This window comes from Pseudomonas sp. Marseille-Q5299, assembly GCF_943737035.1.
Taxonomy (GTDB): Bacteria; Pseudomonadota; Gammaproteobacteria; order Pseudomonadales; family Pseudomonadaceae; genus Aquipseudomonas; species Aquipseudomonas putida_E.
Genome location: NZ_CALSFR010000004.1, coordinates 390,275 through 406,169 on the forward strand (window position 1 = coordinate 390,275; position 15,895 = coordinate 406,169).

Consider the following 15,895-nt stretch of genomic DNA (forward strand, 5'->3'; position numbering starts at 1 on the left):
GCCAAGATGCCAAAGATCAAAATCGCGCAGAACCCCACGTTCACTACTGAAGTGAAAATCCCGCGCGTGGGCGGCGACCCGGTGGCGGTAGAGTTCACTTTCCGCTATTTCGACCGCACCGCCCTGGCCAAGCTCTACGACAGTTGGAACCAGGCTGCCGAAGCCAATGCTGAAAAGGCCAAGGCCGAGGGTGCGAGCCTCGAGCAGTTCACTGCCGGGCAAGTGCAACTCCAAGCTGAGCAGATCAAGACTGTCACCGTAGGCTGGGGCTTTGACGACAAGTTCAACGATGAGGCAATCCTCGAGTTAGTCACCACCTGCGTCGGTGCGCCTCAAGCCGTACTGGATGCCTACCAGCAAGCGTATAACCCGGCCCGCCTGGGAAACTGAAGGCGGCGGCGCGGGCCTTGTATGAGCATGGTCCCTCCGCCGAGCAGCTAGCGTTTCTAGGGCTCACCCTGGAGGACATTGAAACCGAGGATGTAGAGGTCTGGCCAGATGTATGGCCGGCCTTCTGCCTATTTGAAGCGCTGGGCACCCAATGGCGCTTGGGGCCGGGTGGGCCGTCAGGGCTCGATTACGCCGCTATCCCCGGAACCGCCAAGATGCTCGGCCTGAAGCGGCGTGATTTGTCTGAGGCGTTTCACGATCTTCGCTTCATGGAGAACGAGGCGCTGGCAGTGATGGCCGAGGCAGCGGAGTAGGGCAGGCCAGCAAATCACCCTGTGCGGCGCACCCTGGTTCAATCGGACGCGTCTTGCGTTGCGTCATCGGGACGCAAAATGAAGCGGCTTGGCCGCAGGAGAGAGTGAGATGCAGCAGGCCACAAAGGAAAGCCATGATCCGTTCGTGCTGGTTTCGGTTCATGGCTTGCGTATCGATTTACGAAAAGGAACGATGACCTTCCCTGGAATCACTTCCCGCGGAAGAACGAGCGCGCCTCTTGCTGATCATTCAGCAGGAATCGAAGCGGAGCGGAAAACGCTGTCTCCGTTACTTCGTTGTTCGGGATGTTCGTAAGCGGCCACCCATGCTTAAGGGTATGGGTAAGCATCTGCTCCATGACCTTTGGTGAATAGCCTGGGATTTCACGAAGGGCCGCTGAAATTGAGGCGAGAGCTGCTGCGTTGCCGGCCTTCAATGCGTCGAATTCATCTTTCAGGCTGCTCAACTCAGCTTTCAGCTGAGCGATTTTTCCGTTTTCGTCTTGCACGTTGACCTCCTAGGTCATCATTCCCCAGTCCATGGGCTTTCCGGCAACAGACCGGGGCGGTTTTTTATCGGCCGGAGCCCGTGGTTTGGGTCTTCACTATCAGTTCCCACCAAATTTTATCGAGGCTGCAGGGGTGCTGGGACGTGTTTTGCGGAGGGAACGGGTCACCCTTATTTGACGTGATTTCATCCCCGCAGCCTTGGCACCGATAGATACCGGATGCGGGCACTGTTGCGCCTGGTTTGTAGATTTTTTTCCAGTGGTCAGCTCCGGGCTCATCAGTCTGACTAAGATATTTGACGGTATCTGCAGCGTATTGCGCCATTGCGTTGCTCCTTGTTGTTGGTGGCATAACGCTACTACCCTTCGGCCAAGGGTACATACTGGCTTTCCATCCAGCCCAGACGGTGGATGGTAGTTCGGATATCCTAGATCTTTCTCTCTAGGATCAGGCGCATGGAAATAGGGATGGTGTCACTGGTCGACGTGATCACGTTGCTGATCGCCTTATTGAGCCTCGTCGTAGCTTGGTGGGCGCTCAGAAGAGCAAAAATGACCGAGCTCCATGCCCTACGGCAAAGCATCGTAACAAAGGCGGAGCAAGCCCGATCGGAATGGCACAAGCTCAATAGGGAAAACGAGACCCTGATCAGGGATGTGAGGCATCGTTTCTCTGCCGAGTTGCCTGAGGTGGCTGCTCTGTTGGATTTCCTGATAGGTCAACGTGAGCACTTTGCGCTTTGTCTTCGCGATTCGGCTGCCCTAGCAGAGGATGTCCATGCCACCGTGGATACATTCAATGAGAAGAAATGCCGGCTCTATCTTCGGTATATTGAGCCGAGTCTCGAAAAGCTGGCGCGCAACCAGGGTGTTTCGACAAAAAGATACGAGGAGATTCTGCGCCGAATGCAGGAAGCCTCGAGTCCCGAGCTTAGGGCCTAGGCAGTGCTTCACTGGCCTTCCGTCCAGGGTGGATGCCTGGACAGGGCGTGTCCGACTGGGCGAGGTTGCCAGCGCAGGGTGGGGTGTCTTAAATTCCAAAGCAGCGCAACCTCGCGCTGTGCTGTCGGGCAAGGAAGAGAAGGCATGACGGAAAAAGTAAAAACAGAAACAGAACTGCAAGCTTGGGATGCATACTTCGCAGCAGCGCTTGAACTGGGCAAGACCGGTGTTGCCGGTGCGAGCACCAGTGACTTCCTGGATAAGGTCGTCAAGCAAGCCGCAGAGATTGCTGACCGGATGATCGTAGCGCGTCGCAAGCGCGCGTGATGGCGGGAGCCCAGCCCCGCGCTGGGCTTTTTGCGTCTGGGGTGGCTTTGCCGTTACAGCTGAGGGTTTCGAGGCTGGTATGACCCCCTGCCGTACTTCTCAAACATGAGATGGAGGAAATCCCATCCGGCAGCGAGCTGTTCTTTGCGGGATTTGGTGGGCAGATCATGAAATGCCGAGCTCGCCCTCAGCGTAAAGTCATGATCCACACCGAGCTTGCCTGGGTTGAGCGCTAGGTACCAGACCTGAAAGGCCTGCATAGTCGTAGTCAACGGGCCACCCAGTTCCCCGCAGTCCAGGGTGGCGATGAAGATAAGCTCTTCGTTCTCGCTTTCGTCGAAAGAGAGTTGCGCGTGCGGGTCTCGGTCTGCGTGCTTCAAGAAGTTTTGGGCGTTATGAATGACGGCGAACGCCTCCTTTCGGTCGAGTCCAGAGCTCTCGATAAGCTCCGAACGCCAAGACTCGTTCGGTCTGGAGTGTTCCACGAGGTCAGCGAACAAGCCAAAGGCAGCCGCAGCGAGAGTACGAACTGCCAATGGGTCACGGTCGGCCAAGAGCAGGCCGATCGCTTCATCCAGCTGGCGAGAGGCTGCTTCGAATTTTGAGCATGTGACCTGCATATGGATTGCCTTCTGTTTCGGTTGAGCTCGTGATGCACCTCGTGCTTGGCCGAGTTCTAGATAGGCACTGAAGCAGGAGGGCGCAGCCCAAGAAGCATTTCATCGTGCGTTTCCCTCGTGGCTGAGTAATACATGCATCGCTCAAGAAGGATTTTCTTCATGCTCCTAAAAGAGGCAAGGTGCCTGGGTTCGACCGATATTGTCACGGTCCTACCGCTCTCAGTGTCAGTCACTTCTAGGTGGTAACGCCGAATCAACCCATCGTCTCGTTTGGTGACTTCGAGGCATTTGAAGGTGAGGGTGGGGTTGGTCACGCTAGATTCCCATCTTCGCTAAGCTTGAGGACATAATATTTTTTCTAAGGTCCATGGTTGATCAGCGAGTCTGCTATAGCCTTTTCGTAAATACCATTCGGCTAGCTCTTCGTGACTTTGCTTTTCTGGGTCAAGGGACCTAGCGTCCAGCCTTACCTTTACGCGACCAAGTTCAGACGCAAGATTTTCGGCTTGAGATAGAACCCAAGATCCGATGCCGCGCTTTCTGTAATCGTTTAGCAAGAAGATTTCGAAAATGAAGCCCTCAGGCTTTCCCCAGTCTTCATAGATTAGGAGTCCAGCCTCACAGTCGCTTGAGAGGACAATGAAATCGTGAGTCTTACAGTTTGAGCCTTTGCAATAGCGCTCTCGAAGAACAGGGCTGTCGATTTCCTGTTCACCACTGATTCTCTTGAGCTTGGGCATGATCAATCCCTAGTAGTCGTGCTGTATCGCCAGTCTCTTGACGGGGCATGAGAAGCCCGGTGATTGGCCGGGCTTGGGATTACTTATTTTTCGTTGAGCGGCCGTCGAAAATTTTTCGCTCCTCAAGCTCGGCGAGGATCATGCTCTCATCGTCCGAGCCATCTTTGATTTGCTTGAGACGCTTCTCTCTCTGAATGTCAGCCTCATCTGGATCCATCCGGCTTTGCATCTGCTCAATCTCTTCCTTGGAAAAAAGGGTAGGAGGGCGGATGCCAAGAATCTCGTCGTGTGACCAGGCGATCAGTCGCGCGAGAAAGAAATGCTTGTATTCATCAATGGACAGCTGCGCTTCAGCAGCAGCTTGCTCCAGCCGCTCATATAGTCCGGCAGGCACCTCAACAGCGATTTTGGTTCCCTCGGCGAAGGCGGCCAACTCGCCAGGGCAGCCTAGAGCCTCCTCGAGTGCCCACAGCGCCTTTTTTCTCGGCTTGGACTTTCCAGATTCGTATTTCGATATCTGCGACCAGGAAAGACCTGCCATCGCGGCAAGATCCCTCTGAGTGAGGCCTTTCTGCGTGCGAAGTCGGATGAGTTTGTCAGCGAAGAGATCGGTCATTTGGAGCTCAAAGGGTGCGTTGCATCCGTACAGCGTACGTTCCTAGGAACGTACAAAGCAACAAATGACACATTGGTGTTTGACAAATGAAGCAAAGGAAGCAAGAATCAAATTGCAAATGAAGCAAAGGAAGCATGGCAATGGGAAGCGAGAAAATCACTACGGCGGTACGGATGCTCTGCACACTGCGCCAGAAGCTGGAGCAGCGCGCGGAGGAAAACGGTCGCAGCCTGAGCGGCGAAATCGTTTTTCGTCTGAGGAAATCCTTGGAGCAGGAGACGCAGGATGAGCAAAAACAGCGGGCATGAAAAAGCCCCAGTGCTGGCAGGCGCTGAGGCTTTGGATAACGTCAATCGGTCTAGGAAAAACGTCGAGATGGATAATAGCACAGCAGTCACGCCGGACAACCTTCCTGTAGTCAGCCATGCAGGTGGTCGGGTTGTCACCACCGCGCTTTTGGCAAAGCTTTACGGCACAGACGACAACAACCTCATTCAAAACTATCAGCGGAATTCTGGCCGCTTCGTCGCAGGCAAGCACTTCCACAAGCTGGAGGGCGCAGAACTAAAGGCCTTCAAGGACTACATGACCGAGGGTCAGGTAGTCCAAGTCGCAAAAAATACTCGCCAGATTATCCTCTGGACTGAGCGCGGCGCGGCTCGTCACGCAAAGATGCTGGATACCGACGAAGCCTGGGAGGTGTTCGAAAAGCTGGAGGACAGCTACTTCCAGATCAAAGGGCAGAGTGGTCAGACCTTCCCAATGCCGATGCAGACCCTTGTTGGAACGGTAATCGGCAGCGATGGTGAGCATGTCCTGGACCAGGTCATCGATCAGAAGGCCAGCGCTCTCCCATCTGCGCTTCGCCGTGGCTTCAAGCACACGATGAAGAGCCGATTGCGCACGCGGTTCAGCGTCCAGAAGACTGCACTGATCCCGGCGGAAGAGTTGGCCAACGCCTGCAACTTCGTGGCTGCCTACGTTTTCGAGGGCGAGTTCCTACCTAAGCGTGATCAGATTCAGCTCGTTGGTGGACCACAGAAGCGCTATCTGGTCTCGTTCGACCACAAAGGCGAGCAGCGCGTGGAAGAGGTGGCTGACGATGCCTGCGTACTTTCCACGCGCGACCTCATCAAGGGGATGGTCATGTCACCAGGCGATATCCCCGTTTCGACTCCAGACATGTTCGAGTTCCTGATGGCAGCAGTGGTGAACCTTCGCGGTCGGTTCGAGTACATGGCGCGGAGGGCTGTGAAATGAGCATGGAATTGCTAACCCTGAGCATCAAGGGCACATCGCCCTTGATGATGCACAGCGACAAGCTGGCCAATCCGCTGCACCCGGCGACGAAGGCGCACCGTGAGCTCACCAGCAAGCGAAAAAAAGTCGATGATGATCATGTCGCCATCGCCAAGTCCGAGTTCATTGCAGGCGTTTATTTCGACGAGCGAGCAGGAATCCACATTCCGGGGGCAAACTTTGACGCAACCTTCCTTGCTGGCGCCAAGTTGCAAAAACTGGGTACCCACTGGAAGCGCGGTGCACTGGTGATGACCGACAGGGCCTCGCTGGAATTCGATGGGCCTAGCACTCCAGAGGCACTCTGGGAGGATCAACGCTTCGTCGACTGCCGAGGCGTGAAGGTCGGCCAGGCCAAGATCATGCGGTACCGACCGATCTTCCTCGACTGGGCCTGCCAGCTTGAGGTGGCAATCAACACTGACGTACTGGACCTTCAAGAGGTCAAGAAGGCCATTGAGGACGCTGGGAAGCTGATTGGAGTCTGCGAGTACCGCCCACGCTTCGGTCGCTTCGAGGTGGCCTATGTCTGAGGTCACCAAATACCCGGTCCATAAGCAGGCGGTCGAGGATTTCCTCAATGAGTTCAAATACGGCGATCTCGTCGGCCATGATTGGCTTGAGGCCCGCTTCGGGATGCCATCCTTGGGAGAGTCGAAGTCGATCACGCTGGAGCAGTTCCGAGACCGGCAGTTCGAATGGCTGGCCAACGTCGAAGCATTCAAGGCTGAGCTTCTGCGTGACCACCAGGTTTGCTTGCAGTCGGTGCGTGGCCGCGGCTACCGCTGGGTTCCACCGCATGAGCAGACCGGCGTGGCCATGGATGAGCTGGGCCGTAACGTCCGCAAGGCATTCCGTGGTACCGGGCAAAAGCTTCGAAACCTGCGGATCACCGAGCTGACCGACGAGCAGCGGCGGGACAACCTGGATCAGGTGGCCAAGTTCTCCGCACTGAGGGGGATGACCACCAAGGCACTGAGCTGATTTCACAGCGTACAGCGCATCCAGAGGGTGCGCTGTACGGTGGCGAAAGTCACTGGCGGCACGGTAAGGCGTGTTGGGGCAAGGCAAGGCTAGGTATGGCATGGGCTGAAAACAGCGTAATGCCCCTTCGCTGAAGGGGTATTGCGGTGGCAACAGTCACCACTGGCTCCGACCCGGCTGGGTAAGGTCTGCTACGGTAAGGCATGGTTCGCTGTGCTAAGGCTGGCTGCGGCGGGGTAAGGCATGGGCCGTAAACGGCATTGAGAGGGCACCTTCGGGTGCCTTTTCTTTTGGTGCCGCCACTCAGTTTTGCGCTGGCACGGCGCGATGGTAGATTGCCCTCATCAACAAGGAGGGTACGCATGAAGCGTTTTGCTTTGGTGGGGCTGGCCGGGATCGTCCTGACGGGCTGTGGAAAAGGCGATATTGACCTAGCGCGAGAGGCCGTCGCCGCGCAGATGAAAGATCCAGCGTCCGCTCAGTTTCGCAACGAAAGAGTCGTTGGAGGCGATGGGACTGTATGCGGCGAGGTAAATGGCAAGAACTCTGCCGGTGGCTACGCAGGCTTCATCTCGTATGCAGCCTTGCGGAAGGATGATGGGAGCTACATGGCTCTGCTAGAGAGTGAAGGGCGAAATATCACCGTACAATCCAGCTGCAATTAGACAGAACAAAATTAATCAACCCGCTTCGGCGGGTTTTTTTATGCCCGGAGGAAGCATGAGCCAGGGTGATATAGCCGTTCTCGGTATCAAGGTCGAATCAGGCGAAGCCGTATCGGCCGCAGATGATCTCGACAAGCTGACGAAAGCTGGCGAGCGCGCCGAAGCAGCGACAGGTAGCGTTGGCGCCCAGGCAAAAAGTTCAGGTGTTTCCATCAAGGATCTTGCAGTGAGCACTCAGTCTGCTGGACAGGCAGTGGATCGGTATGCCCGACAGGCTCAAGCCGCCGGAATGTCTACAAAAGCTTACGCTGCGGCCCTACGCACCGTGCCGGCGCAGGTGAGCGACATCGTTGTCAGCCTGCAAGGCGGCCAATCCGTCATGACTGTTGCGCTGCAGCAAGGTAGCCAGTTACGCGATCAGTTCGGTGGAACGGGTGCGGCTGCCAGAGCTCTAGGCGGGCATTTGCTGAGCCTGATAAGTCCCTACTCGTTGCTTGCCGTTGCGGCAGCGGGGGTGGGAGCTGCGTACTACAAAGGCTCCCGGGAAACGGACGAATTTCGAAAGGCTTTGGTGCTCAGCGGGAATGCTGCTGGCAGTAACGTTGGAGCGATGGCTGACCTGGCGCGGCAGATCAGCACAACTGTGGGCACAACTGGCGCAGCTGCCGATGCTCTTGTACAGGTGGCGAACAGCGGGAAAATTGCCGGTGATAGCTTTGGCGTCGTCGCAACTGCCGCATTGCAGATGAAAGATGCCACCGGCCGCGCGGTTGAAGAGACCATCGCTGACTTTGTGAAAATCGGCAAAGATCCTGTGGCAGCTGCGAGGGAGCTAAACGAGCAATATGGCTTTTTAACTGGCGCGACCTACGCCCAGATACAAGCTATGAAGGATCAGGGTGATACGGTTGGCGCTGCAAGATTGCTGACCGACTAATACGCTCGAACCATCGATACTAGATCCAAGGAGATCACCGAGAATCTGGGCTGGATCGAAAAGGCTTGGCGCGGAGTATGGGGCGCAACGAAGGCAGCTGGCGACGCCGCAGCTAACTTCGGGCGCACTCAAGGGTTGTCAGGGCAGCTTGCAGGCGCAAGGAAGGAACTGGCAACTATCGACAAGATGTTTTCCGAAAACCCTATAGCGGCTTCAGGCAAGGAAAATCAAGATAGAAGGGATCTGGTAGTCAGCACCATTCAGGCGCTTGAAAACCAGCTGAAGACGCAGTCAGCAATTGACCAGGCCCAAGAGAACTACCGCCAGCGGCAACGCGACTCCATTCTTGCGCAGGAAGCCCTCAACGGCCAGTTGCGAACCACAGACGATAGCCAGAAAAAGCTGGCTGCGCGCATGCGGGAAATCGACGCATTGGCGAAGAAGTCGGCCGCTGGCGACGGCGGCCGGGTCTACACCGAGGTAGAGCTTAACCAGCTTCGCAATGCCGCACGAGAGCAGTTCAAGGACAAGCCAGGACCGAAAACCCCGACCTACCGCGAGGACGCCGGTACCAAGGCCCTCGACCAGGCCCGCCAGCAATACTCGGTGCTCCAGCAGCAGAACGGCCTTATCGGCGCCCAGGTGGGCGCGATGCAGAAGCTGGGCGAGGCTGGCAAAGCCCAGGTGCGCTGGGAGCAGCAACTGGCCGACATCAAGGACAAGAAGGTCCGGACCGCCGACCAGAAGTCGCTCCTCGCAAATCAGGATCTGATCACTGCGCAGCTGAAGCGCAACGCAGCCCTTGAGCGGGAGATGCAGCTGCGCAAGGTGGCCACCGAAGAGGCGCAGAAACTTGCAGCCTTCGAAGCCAACCTGAACAGCCAGCTTCAACGATCTTCGATAGGCCTCAGCAATAGCCTGGCCGGCGCAGGTTTAGGCGATCAGGCCCAGCAGCGCCTGCAAGAGCGGTTCAGCATCGAGCAGCAGTATCAGCAGCAGATGGACAACCTGCTGCAGCAACGCAACGAGGGGAGGATAAGCGAATCCCTGTACCAGAAGGAAAATGCCGCACTGCAAAGCGCGCTGGATCAGCGCCTGGCAATGCAGGAACAGTACTACCTGCGCGTCGACGAGCAGCAATCCGATTGGTCGCTGGGCGCGCGCGCCGCGTTCAGCACCTACCTGGAGCAGGCGCAGAACGTCGCCGGGCAAACACGAAACCTGTTCACCAACGCCTTCAGCAACATGGAAGACGCCGTGGTCACCTTCGTGAAGACCGGCAAGCTGTCGTTCAAGGACTTCGCTGACGGGGTGATCGAGGACCTAATCCGCATCCAGGTGCGTCAGGCGGCGGCAGGCTTCCTTGGCTCGGCATTCGGTTTCCTGACCGGTGGAAGTCAGGCGTTGGGGCAGGGCACCATGACTGGCTACAGCGAAACGATCGCCTCTTCAGGCTTCTCGGGCGGCGGCTACACGGGTGACGGCGGTAAGTTTGAGCCGAAGGGCGTGGTGCACGGCGGCGAATTCGTCCTCCGCAAGGAGGTGGTTGCTCAGCCTGGCATGCGTAACTACCTCGAAGGCCTCAACGTCAGGGGCTATGCTTCGGGCGGATTCGTGACACCGCGCATTGCTTCAAATGCGTCGTCCTACGCCGGCAGCCAGCCTGATGCGTCTACGGGGCAGATGCCGGCGATCCACCAGGACATCACGGTCCAAGGCACCGCCGACGAAGCGACCCTGGCCCGGATACAGCAGGCCGCACAGAAAGGCGCTCAGGACGGCTACAACCTAGTCCTTCGCGACTTCAAGATGAATGGCCCGGCGCGGCAGCTCATCGCCCGCAACCGATAGCAAAAAGGAGTACTGCATGGCTATCCAATGGCCGGCATCGCTGCGCCCGTCTGAAATGACGTGGGGCTTGGTCAACAACAGCCGCGCCTTCACCTCGACGCTCTCGAACGCCCAGCAGATTGTTGGGCAGCCGGGGGCGTATTGGCAGTGCACCATTACGTTCGGGCTCCTCACGCGAAAGCAGGAGCGGCAGCTGACTTCGTTTCTCGGGGAGCTGGATGGGATGTTCGGCACGGTCAACGTGCCGGCATTCACTCGGCGGCGCGGTAACAGTGTGGGAGCGCTCAAGGTCGTCAGCGGCCCGTCGCAGTCCCGCTCAATCCAGGTTGGCGGCGCCACCCCGAACGCGCCGGTGTTCTCCGTCGGAGATTACATGACGGTCGGAGGCGAGATGTTCGAAGTGATCAAACCAGCCATGACAAACGCCCAAGGGCAGGCAGTGGTGCAGGTGAACAAGCGCATTCGCCAGACCTTGGAGGTTGGTGCCGCCATCGAATACCTCAATCCGTACTCAGAAATGCGCATGACCCAGGACACCTGGAGCATGACCGTGCGCCAAGCCGTGTCGAACGGCAGCTACCAGTTCAGGGAGGCCTTCTGATGCCCTCGACGTTCCCATTCAGCCAGAGCGTGGTCGATATCATCGCCACCGACAAATTCCTCAGCGTGTACGCCTGCCAGCTCGACTTCGAGGATGGCCCGGTGTACGCGCACACAGGTACCGGTGACCTGGTGATCGGCGGCATCACGTATCTGGGGGTAGGGCAGTTCGGCGAGGTCGGGCAGTCGCAGGAGAGCGACAACTCGAGCTCGCCCATGTCGATCGACCTGGCCCTCACCGGCCTGGACAGCTACATCATCACCGAGACCAACATCCGGGGATGCCGCGGGCGCTCGGGCAAGCTGATGTTTGTCGTGTTCGATGAGCAGGGCAACTACGCCGCCGACATTCTGTTTTCTGGCCGCATGGATGCAGCCACCTTTTCCTACGCGGGCAACGGTGAGGACGGCAACAAGATCACCGTCCCGATCGTTGACCGGATGGCCGAGTGGAGCCGCACGGGTACCGAGCGCTTCACCGACGAGAACCACCGCGCCCGCCACCAGGGCGATCGATTCTTCTACGCCATCGCCCAGATGTCCGAATGGCCCATCTACTGGGGCTCCAAGAAGGACGCCCCGACGTTCACCTACGAGAAATAGCCATGCGCTACCGAGACTGGACCACACGCCTCAGCGAAGTGATCAAGGCCGCCTTAGAGCGGCCTTTTTCATGGGGCGATTTCGACTGCTGCCTGTTCGCTGCGGACTGCGCGGTAGCGGTGTGCGGTACCGACCCGGCTGAGGCATACCGCGGCACATATAGGACCGAGGCAGGAGCGAAGCGGGCTCTGAAGAAGCGGCACGGCAGCCTCGAGGCAGCCTGGGATGCCTGCTTCGCCCGGGTGGCACCGGCGTTCATTCAGCGCGGCGACATCGCCATGTACGACGCACCTGGCGGTCGGTCCATGGCCGTGTACTGGGCAAACGAATTCTGGGCGACCACTGACGACGGCGTGGCCCGCGTGGTGTGCGAACCACTTGCAGTCTGGAGAGTTGAATAATGTCCGGTGGCGTCAAGAAGATAGCTCAGGTAGCTGTTGGTGCGGTGATTGGCTTCATCCAGGGCGGCCCGGTTGGGGCGGCTATCGGCGCCGGCATGGCCTTCTACATGGCCGAGCAGCAGGAGAAACTGAACACCAAGTCGCCGCTGCGCGACAATGAGCCGTCGGCCCAGACCGTCCGCTCCTCAAAGGCGCCGGCGCGCTTCATCTTGGGCCGCGTCAGCACCGGCGGCGTGCTGGTGTGGGCGCAGGAGCAGGTTGGCGGCCAGACCGATGGCGAGTGGCTGCACCTGGTGTACGTACTCTGCGAGGGCCCCGTCGACGCTCTGGAGAACATCTACTTGGGCGAGGAGGAGATCGCCACCTACGGAGAGCACGCCTCTTATGAACTGGTCGTCAACCCGACCCAGGTGAACGCCTTCCTCAAGGCCAACTGCCCGGACTGGAAAAACGAGCAAATCGGGCGCGGCCTATCGTTCGTTCGCCTGTCGCTCAAGTACAGCGCCGAGAAGTTCCCGTCTGGCATCCCTGACGCACGCTTCATCGTGCGCGGCCGGAACGACATCTACGACCCGCGTACAGGGATGTCCATCTACACCGAAAATACTGCACTGCATATCCTGTGGTTTCTGCGTAACCGCTGCGGCGTACCGGACGACGAGATCGTCTTTGAGACCTTCGCCAGCGGGGCCAACGTCTGCGACGAGTCTGTCGCCAACCCCGACAACACCGCCAGCCCGCGCTACCGGAGCAGTTGCGTGATCGGCGCTGACGAGCAGCGCACCAGCGTGCTCCAGAAGCTAGAGGCCGCGTGCGGCGGCCGGACCATCCGTGTCGGTGGGCGCTGGATGTTCCAGGCCGGGGCCTACTACGGCCCCTTTGACTTCGAGATCACCGAAGACATGGTGGTCGGCACTATCACTGGCAGCACCGAGCCGACTAATGACGCCGCGATCAACACCGTCCGCGGCACCTTCATCGATACCTCGCAATCGTGGACGGAGACCGACTATCCGGAGGTCAGCGTTGCCGAATGGGTGATTGAGGATGGTGGCGAGGCGGCAGAAACGCTGTCCTTCTCCTACGTCACCGACGCCTACCAGGCCCAGCGCTTGGCGAACATCGAACTGCGGCGCCGTCGTGCGGGCGGTACCATCAGCATTCCAATGAATTTCCTGGGCTACAACTGCCGGCCAGGCCGGGCCGTGCGTGTGAACCTGCCATCGCTGAACATCCTGGGAGAGTTCATCGTCACTAACTGGAGTATGGGCGCGGACCAAGGTTGTACCGCCCAGCTGCAGCAGTATGATGCAGCGCAGTTCGACGATGCCGTGGGGCAGCCTTACAACCCCATCGGCTTCATCAGCCTGCCAACCGGTGGGCTGGGCAGCCCGACAAATTTGGTGTGGACTGCTGATGGCACTGCCGAGGTTGTGCAGGGCGTGCTGTCTTGGGTTGCGCCGGCGGGCGTCGTCACTGGCTACGCGGTCACCGTGCGTCAAGGCAATACGGCCGTCCAGGCGCAGCAAGTGCCGGCAACGACGCTGCAGCTGCCGCTCTCGGGCCTTCCGTCTGGCAACTACACGATGAGTGTCGCCGCCCTGGGCCCGCTGGCGCGCTCTGGCGAGGCGAGTATCACGGTCAACGTTGATGGGCCGCCCATACCCGAGGCGTGCACGGTACAGTCCACCATCGACACCATCACGCTTTTCCCGAGCAACCCGTTGCACAGCCTGAATGGCGGCACCTACGAGTACTTCTTCAGTGAAGACCCGCAGACGCCGGCCGGGCAGGCGCTGTACTTGGGGCAGGGGTTAAGCCTGACGCACACGGGACTGGCCTTCTTTACCAACTACTACTACTTCATCCGTTCGCGTAACGCGTACGGTGTCAGCGGCTTCCTCAAGATCGCGGCGTCCACGTCTAACGACGTTACAGCCATGCTTTCGGCCTTAGCAGGCCAGATTGGAAAGACCGAGCTGGGGCAGGACATCTTGTCGGATCTAGAGAAGATTCCAGGACTCGAGGACAAGATCGACGCCTTGGGCGCGCTGGCGGCTTATGACAAGGACACGGCCTATGCCAAGGACCAGATGGTCGTCGTGGACGGAAAGATCTACCAGGCCAAGCAGGCCGTGCCGGCGAACTCGTCTGGCGCGAACACTCCGCCGAACACCACCTATTGGATCGATGTGGGGCAGTCGCTTGTCACGGCTAACGGGATGGCCCAGCAGGTGGCCACCAACACTACGAACATCAGCACCATCGATGGCAAGGTGACTGCCCAGGCCACAGCCTTCGAGGCGCTGCGCGCGGCTTACCGCGACGATGATGGCGAGGGTGACCTGGCCGATGCATTGAAGGGGTGGGACAGCACAGCGGCGATGGCAACCGAAGAGCGTGTGCGGGCCAGCGAAAACTTGGCCATGGCCGAGCGTGTCACCACGCTCGACGCCAAAGTAAGCGACAGCGAGGCGAACATCACTGAGCTGCAGAGGGTAGTGGCCACGAACGAAACCGCCACGGCAACCAAGATCGACCAGCTGAACACCTCGCTTGGGCAGACGAATGCTGCAGTGCAGACCACCAGCCAGGCCGTATCGGCGCTGGACGGGAAGGCCAGCACAATGTGGTCGGTCAAGATGCAGGTCAACGCCCAGGGGCAGTACGTGGCAGCTGGCATTGGCCTGGGCATCGAGAACGGTCCGGCCGGGCTGCAGAGTCAGTTCCTGGTAAGCGCTGACAGGTTCGCTGTGGTCAACGGGGTGAACGGAACTCTCTCGTTGCCATTTGTGGTGCAGAGCGGCCAAGTCTTCATCAACCAAGCCTTTATCAATCAGGCATTCATTCAGCAGATCATCCTCGGGATGACTCTGCGCTCGCAGGCCGTAGATTCACAGGGGCGTCCATTGATTGAGCTGGACATGGTCAATGGCACCTTCACCCTACGCGGCCAGGATTCCAGTGGAAGTCTGTTGATCAACAACGGCGGGGTCTACGCCTACGACGCCAACAGCATCGAACGTGCCGCTCTGGGGAGGATGACCTGATGGCTGACGTCTACGGGCTAAGGACTAAAGATGCAGCCGGGTCCATTACCCTCGATACAACCATCACACCCATTCGCTCGATCAAGATGATGCAGGTCACTGGGAATAATGCATTTGAGCAGACAGTCGCCATTCCTGAAGTCAAGGCTGAGTCGTTTGTTGTGGTCGACACGCTGGAGAATGCCGGCGAGCTAACTTGGTCGCCTCCGGCATTCTGGGGAACTGGCTCTCTTACACTTCGGCAGCCTCAGACCAAGACGTGGCAAGTAATGGTCCTCTCCAAGGGCGGCGAACCTTTCGAGGCGTCCGGAAGCTATGGGATTCGTGCTAGAAATGGTAGCAATTCCACCCAGATTGATGCCGTCAACAAGGTGCTTTCCGTTACATCAAGCGGAAGCTTTTCTTTCGGCGGCACACAAGCAGGCCTGATCCAGTCAATGACTGTTTCATTCCCGTCCGCAATAACCACCTATGAGCGGCCCTTGGTGTTTTTCAATGCGGCCAATTACATGATGGTTGGTAAGTTCAGGATAACTGGAGCTCCGGGTAACTGGACCGGATTTACAGTCAGGTCTTACAGCTACGCCGGTCATGGAGATATCGCCAAGAGCCCGCAGACGATCAAGTGGTTCTGTGCGTCATATCGTTCATTTACCAGCAGTCCTGGACAGTATGGGGCCTCTGTCAAAGATGCAGCCGGAAACTTGCTATTTATCACTACCGCGAACCTTTCACTTCTGAATAGTCAGCCCGCAAACAACTCTTTTGTAGTCGCGGGAACTCCTATCACTGGCAGCAACTATTACGACGCAAGCTATCAAATGGCTTGGACCGGCAGCTACGACGATTACGTTCTGGCGAATTCTCTATTTTCGATGACCAACATCATCCAGACGACCCAGCCGTACCGTACGAACTACGGTGGTTTTTTACCTGGAAATAGAAACGTGCTTCAGATGTTTTGCGAGAACGTCGACGGAGTCAATCCCGTTGGTGCAAATGGTCGCACGCTATTTGCGTCTCGACCAATGAAACCACTTTGAAGGA

Annotated in this window: 20 protein-coding genes; 16 read left to right on the forward strand and 4 right to left on the reverse strand. The window is 58.1% G+C overall.

Features of this window, described 5'->3' with window-relative positions; all coding sequences use genetic code 11:
• Positions 1–6 precede the first annotated feature (6 nt).
• Both NGJ21_RS14745 and NGJ21_RS14750 read left to right on the forward strand, forming a co-directional pair.
• Entirely contained in the window at positions 7–390 is a 384-nt protein-coding gene (locus NGJ21_RS14745) for a phage tail assembly chaperone (protein WP_251962285.1), read from the forward strand.
• A 17-nt stretch (positions 391–407) separates the two neighbouring features.
• Entirely contained in the window at positions 408–704 is a 297-nt protein-coding gene (locus NGJ21_RS14750) for a DUF1799 domain-containing protein (protein ID WP_251962286.1), read from the forward strand.
• 209 nt (positions 705–913) lie between these two features.
• Here NGJ21_RS14750 and NGJ21_RS14755 read toward each other — a convergent pair whose 3' ends face one another.
• Positions 914–1,213 (reverse strand): hypothetical protein, encoded by a 300-nt coding sequence (locus tag NGJ21_RS14755; protein ID WP_054572387.1) that lies wholly within the window; start codon positions 1,211–1,213, stop codon positions 914–916.
• A gap of 456 nt (positions 1,214–1,669) precedes the next feature.
• Between NGJ21_RS14755 and NGJ21_RS14760 the strand changes: the two genes are divergently transcribed.
• The gene (locus NGJ21_RS14760; RefSeq protein WP_251962287.1) at positions 1,670–2,155 is read left to right on the forward strand and encodes a hypothetical protein; all 486 of its coding nucleotides are present in this window, start codon (positions 1,670–1,672) and stop codon (positions 2,153–2,155) included.
• A 144-nt stretch (positions 2,156–2,299) separates the two neighbouring features.
• Positions 2,300–2,482, forward strand: a complete 183-nt coding sequence (locus NGJ21_RS14765) for a hypothetical protein (RefSeq protein WP_251962288.1) — start codon at positions 2,300–2,302, stop codon at positions 2,480–2,482.
• Positions 2,483–2,535: 53 nt separating this feature from the next.
• On the opposite strand, the gene NGJ21_RS14770 is transcribed toward NGJ21_RS14765, so the two are convergent.
• From NGJ21_RS14770 to NGJ21_RS14780, 3 genes are all read right to left on the reverse strand, one after another.
• Positions 2,536–3,102 carry a hypothetical protein gene (locus NGJ21_RS14770; protein WP_251962289.1) on the reverse strand — a complete coding sequence of 189 codons (567 nt, stop codon included), beginning with the start codon at positions 3,100–3,102 and terminating at the stop codon, positions 2,536–2,538.
• Positions 3,103–3,434: 332 nt separating this feature from the next.
• Positions 3,435–3,842 carry a GNAT family N-acetyltransferase gene (locus NGJ21_RS14775; RefSeq protein WP_251962290.1) on the reverse strand — a complete coding sequence of 136 codons (408 nt, stop codon included), beginning with the start codon at positions 3,840–3,842 and terminating at the stop codon, positions 3,435–3,437.
• A 79-nt stretch (positions 3,843–3,921) separates the two neighbouring features.
• Positions 3,922–4,458, reverse strand: coding sequence for a helix-turn-helix domain-containing protein (locus NGJ21_RS14780; RefSeq protein ID WP_251962291.1), 537 nt, complete (start codon positions 4,456–4,458; stop codon positions 3,922–3,924).
• Between the two features lie 140 nt (positions 4,459–4,598).
• On the opposite strand from NGJ21_RS14780, the gene NGJ21_RS14785 reads away from it, so the two are divergent.
• The 12 genes from NGJ21_RS14785 (at position 4,599) to NGJ21_RS14840 (ending at position 15,891) form a co-directional block, all read left to right on the forward strand.
• Positions 4,599–4,766 (forward strand): Arc family DNA-binding protein, encoded by a 168-nt coding sequence (locus NGJ21_RS14785; RefSeq protein ID WP_251962292.1) that lies wholly within the window; start codon positions 4,599–4,601, stop codon positions 4,764–4,766.
• Positions 4,744–5,718: an ORF6N domain-containing protein gene (locus NGJ21_RS14790; RefSeq protein ID WP_251962293.1), complete on the forward strand. Its 975-nt coding sequence runs from the start codon at positions 4,744–4,746 to the stop codon at positions 5,716–5,718. Before NGJ21_RS14785 ends, NGJ21_RS14790 begins: the two co-directional genes overlap by 23 nt.
• Positions 5,715–6,290 (forward strand): hypothetical protein, encoded by a 576-nt coding sequence (locus tag NGJ21_RS14795; protein ID WP_020190733.1) that lies wholly within the window; start codon positions 5,715–5,717, stop codon positions 6,288–6,290. Before NGJ21_RS14790 ends, NGJ21_RS14795 begins: the two co-directional genes overlap by 4 nt.
• Entirely contained in the window at positions 6,283–6,741 is a 459-nt protein-coding gene (locus NGJ21_RS14800; RefSeq protein WP_251962294.1) for a hypothetical protein, read from the forward strand. Before NGJ21_RS14795 ends, NGJ21_RS14800 begins: the two co-directional genes overlap by 8 nt.
• Positions 6,742–7,103: 362 nt before the next feature.
• Complete coding sequence (locus tag NGJ21_RS14805; protein WP_251962295.1) at positions 7,104–7,406, forward strand: hypothetical protein; 303 nt, start codon at positions 7,104–7,106, stop codon at positions 7,404–7,406.
• Between the two features lie 55 nt (positions 7,407–7,461).
• Positions 7,462–8,343: a phage tail length tape measure family protein gene (locus NGJ21_RS14810; RefSeq protein ID WP_251962296.1), complete on the forward strand. Its 882-nt coding sequence runs from the start codon at positions 7,462–7,464 to the stop codon at positions 8,341–8,343.
• Between the two features lie 186 nt (positions 8,344–8,529).
• Positions 8,530–10,194 carry a phage tail tape measure protein gene (locus NGJ21_RS14815; RefSeq protein WP_251962297.1) on the forward strand — a complete coding sequence of 555 codons (1,665 nt, stop codon included), beginning with the start codon at positions 8,530–8,532 and terminating at the stop codon, positions 10,192–10,194.
• Positions 10,195–10,210: 16 nt separating this feature from the next.
• Positions 10,211–10,795, forward strand: coding sequence for a hypothetical protein (locus tag NGJ21_RS14820; RefSeq protein ID WP_119687363.1), 585 nt, complete (start codon positions 10,211–10,213; stop codon positions 10,793–10,795).
• The gene (locus NGJ21_RS14825; protein WP_251962298.1) at positions 10,795–11,397 is read left to right on the forward strand and encodes a hypothetical protein; all 603 of its coding nucleotides are present in this window, start codon (positions 10,795–10,797) and stop codon (positions 11,395–11,397) included. The genes NGJ21_RS14820 and NGJ21_RS14825 overlap by 1 nt, the downstream gene beginning before the upstream one ends.
• Positions 11,398–11,399: 2 nt before the next feature.
• Positions 11,400–11,798 (forward strand): DUF6950 family protein, encoded by a 399-nt coding sequence (locus tag NGJ21_RS14830; RefSeq protein ID WP_119687361.1) that lies wholly within the window; start codon positions 11,400–11,402, stop codon positions 11,796–11,798.
• Positions 11,798–14,848 carry a phage tail protein gene (locus NGJ21_RS14835; RefSeq protein ID WP_251962299.1) on the forward strand — a complete coding sequence of 1,017 codons (3,051 nt, stop codon included), beginning with the start codon at positions 11,798–11,800 and terminating at the stop codon, positions 14,846–14,848. Before NGJ21_RS14830 ends, NGJ21_RS14835 begins: the two co-directional genes overlap by 1 nt.
• Complete coding sequence (locus tag NGJ21_RS14840; RefSeq protein ID WP_251962300.1) at positions 14,848–15,891, forward strand: hypothetical protein; 1,044 nt, start codon at positions 14,848–14,850, stop codon at positions 15,889–15,891. Before NGJ21_RS14835 ends, NGJ21_RS14840 begins: the two co-directional genes overlap by 1 nt.
• Positions 15,892–15,895 lie beyond the last annotated feature (4 nt).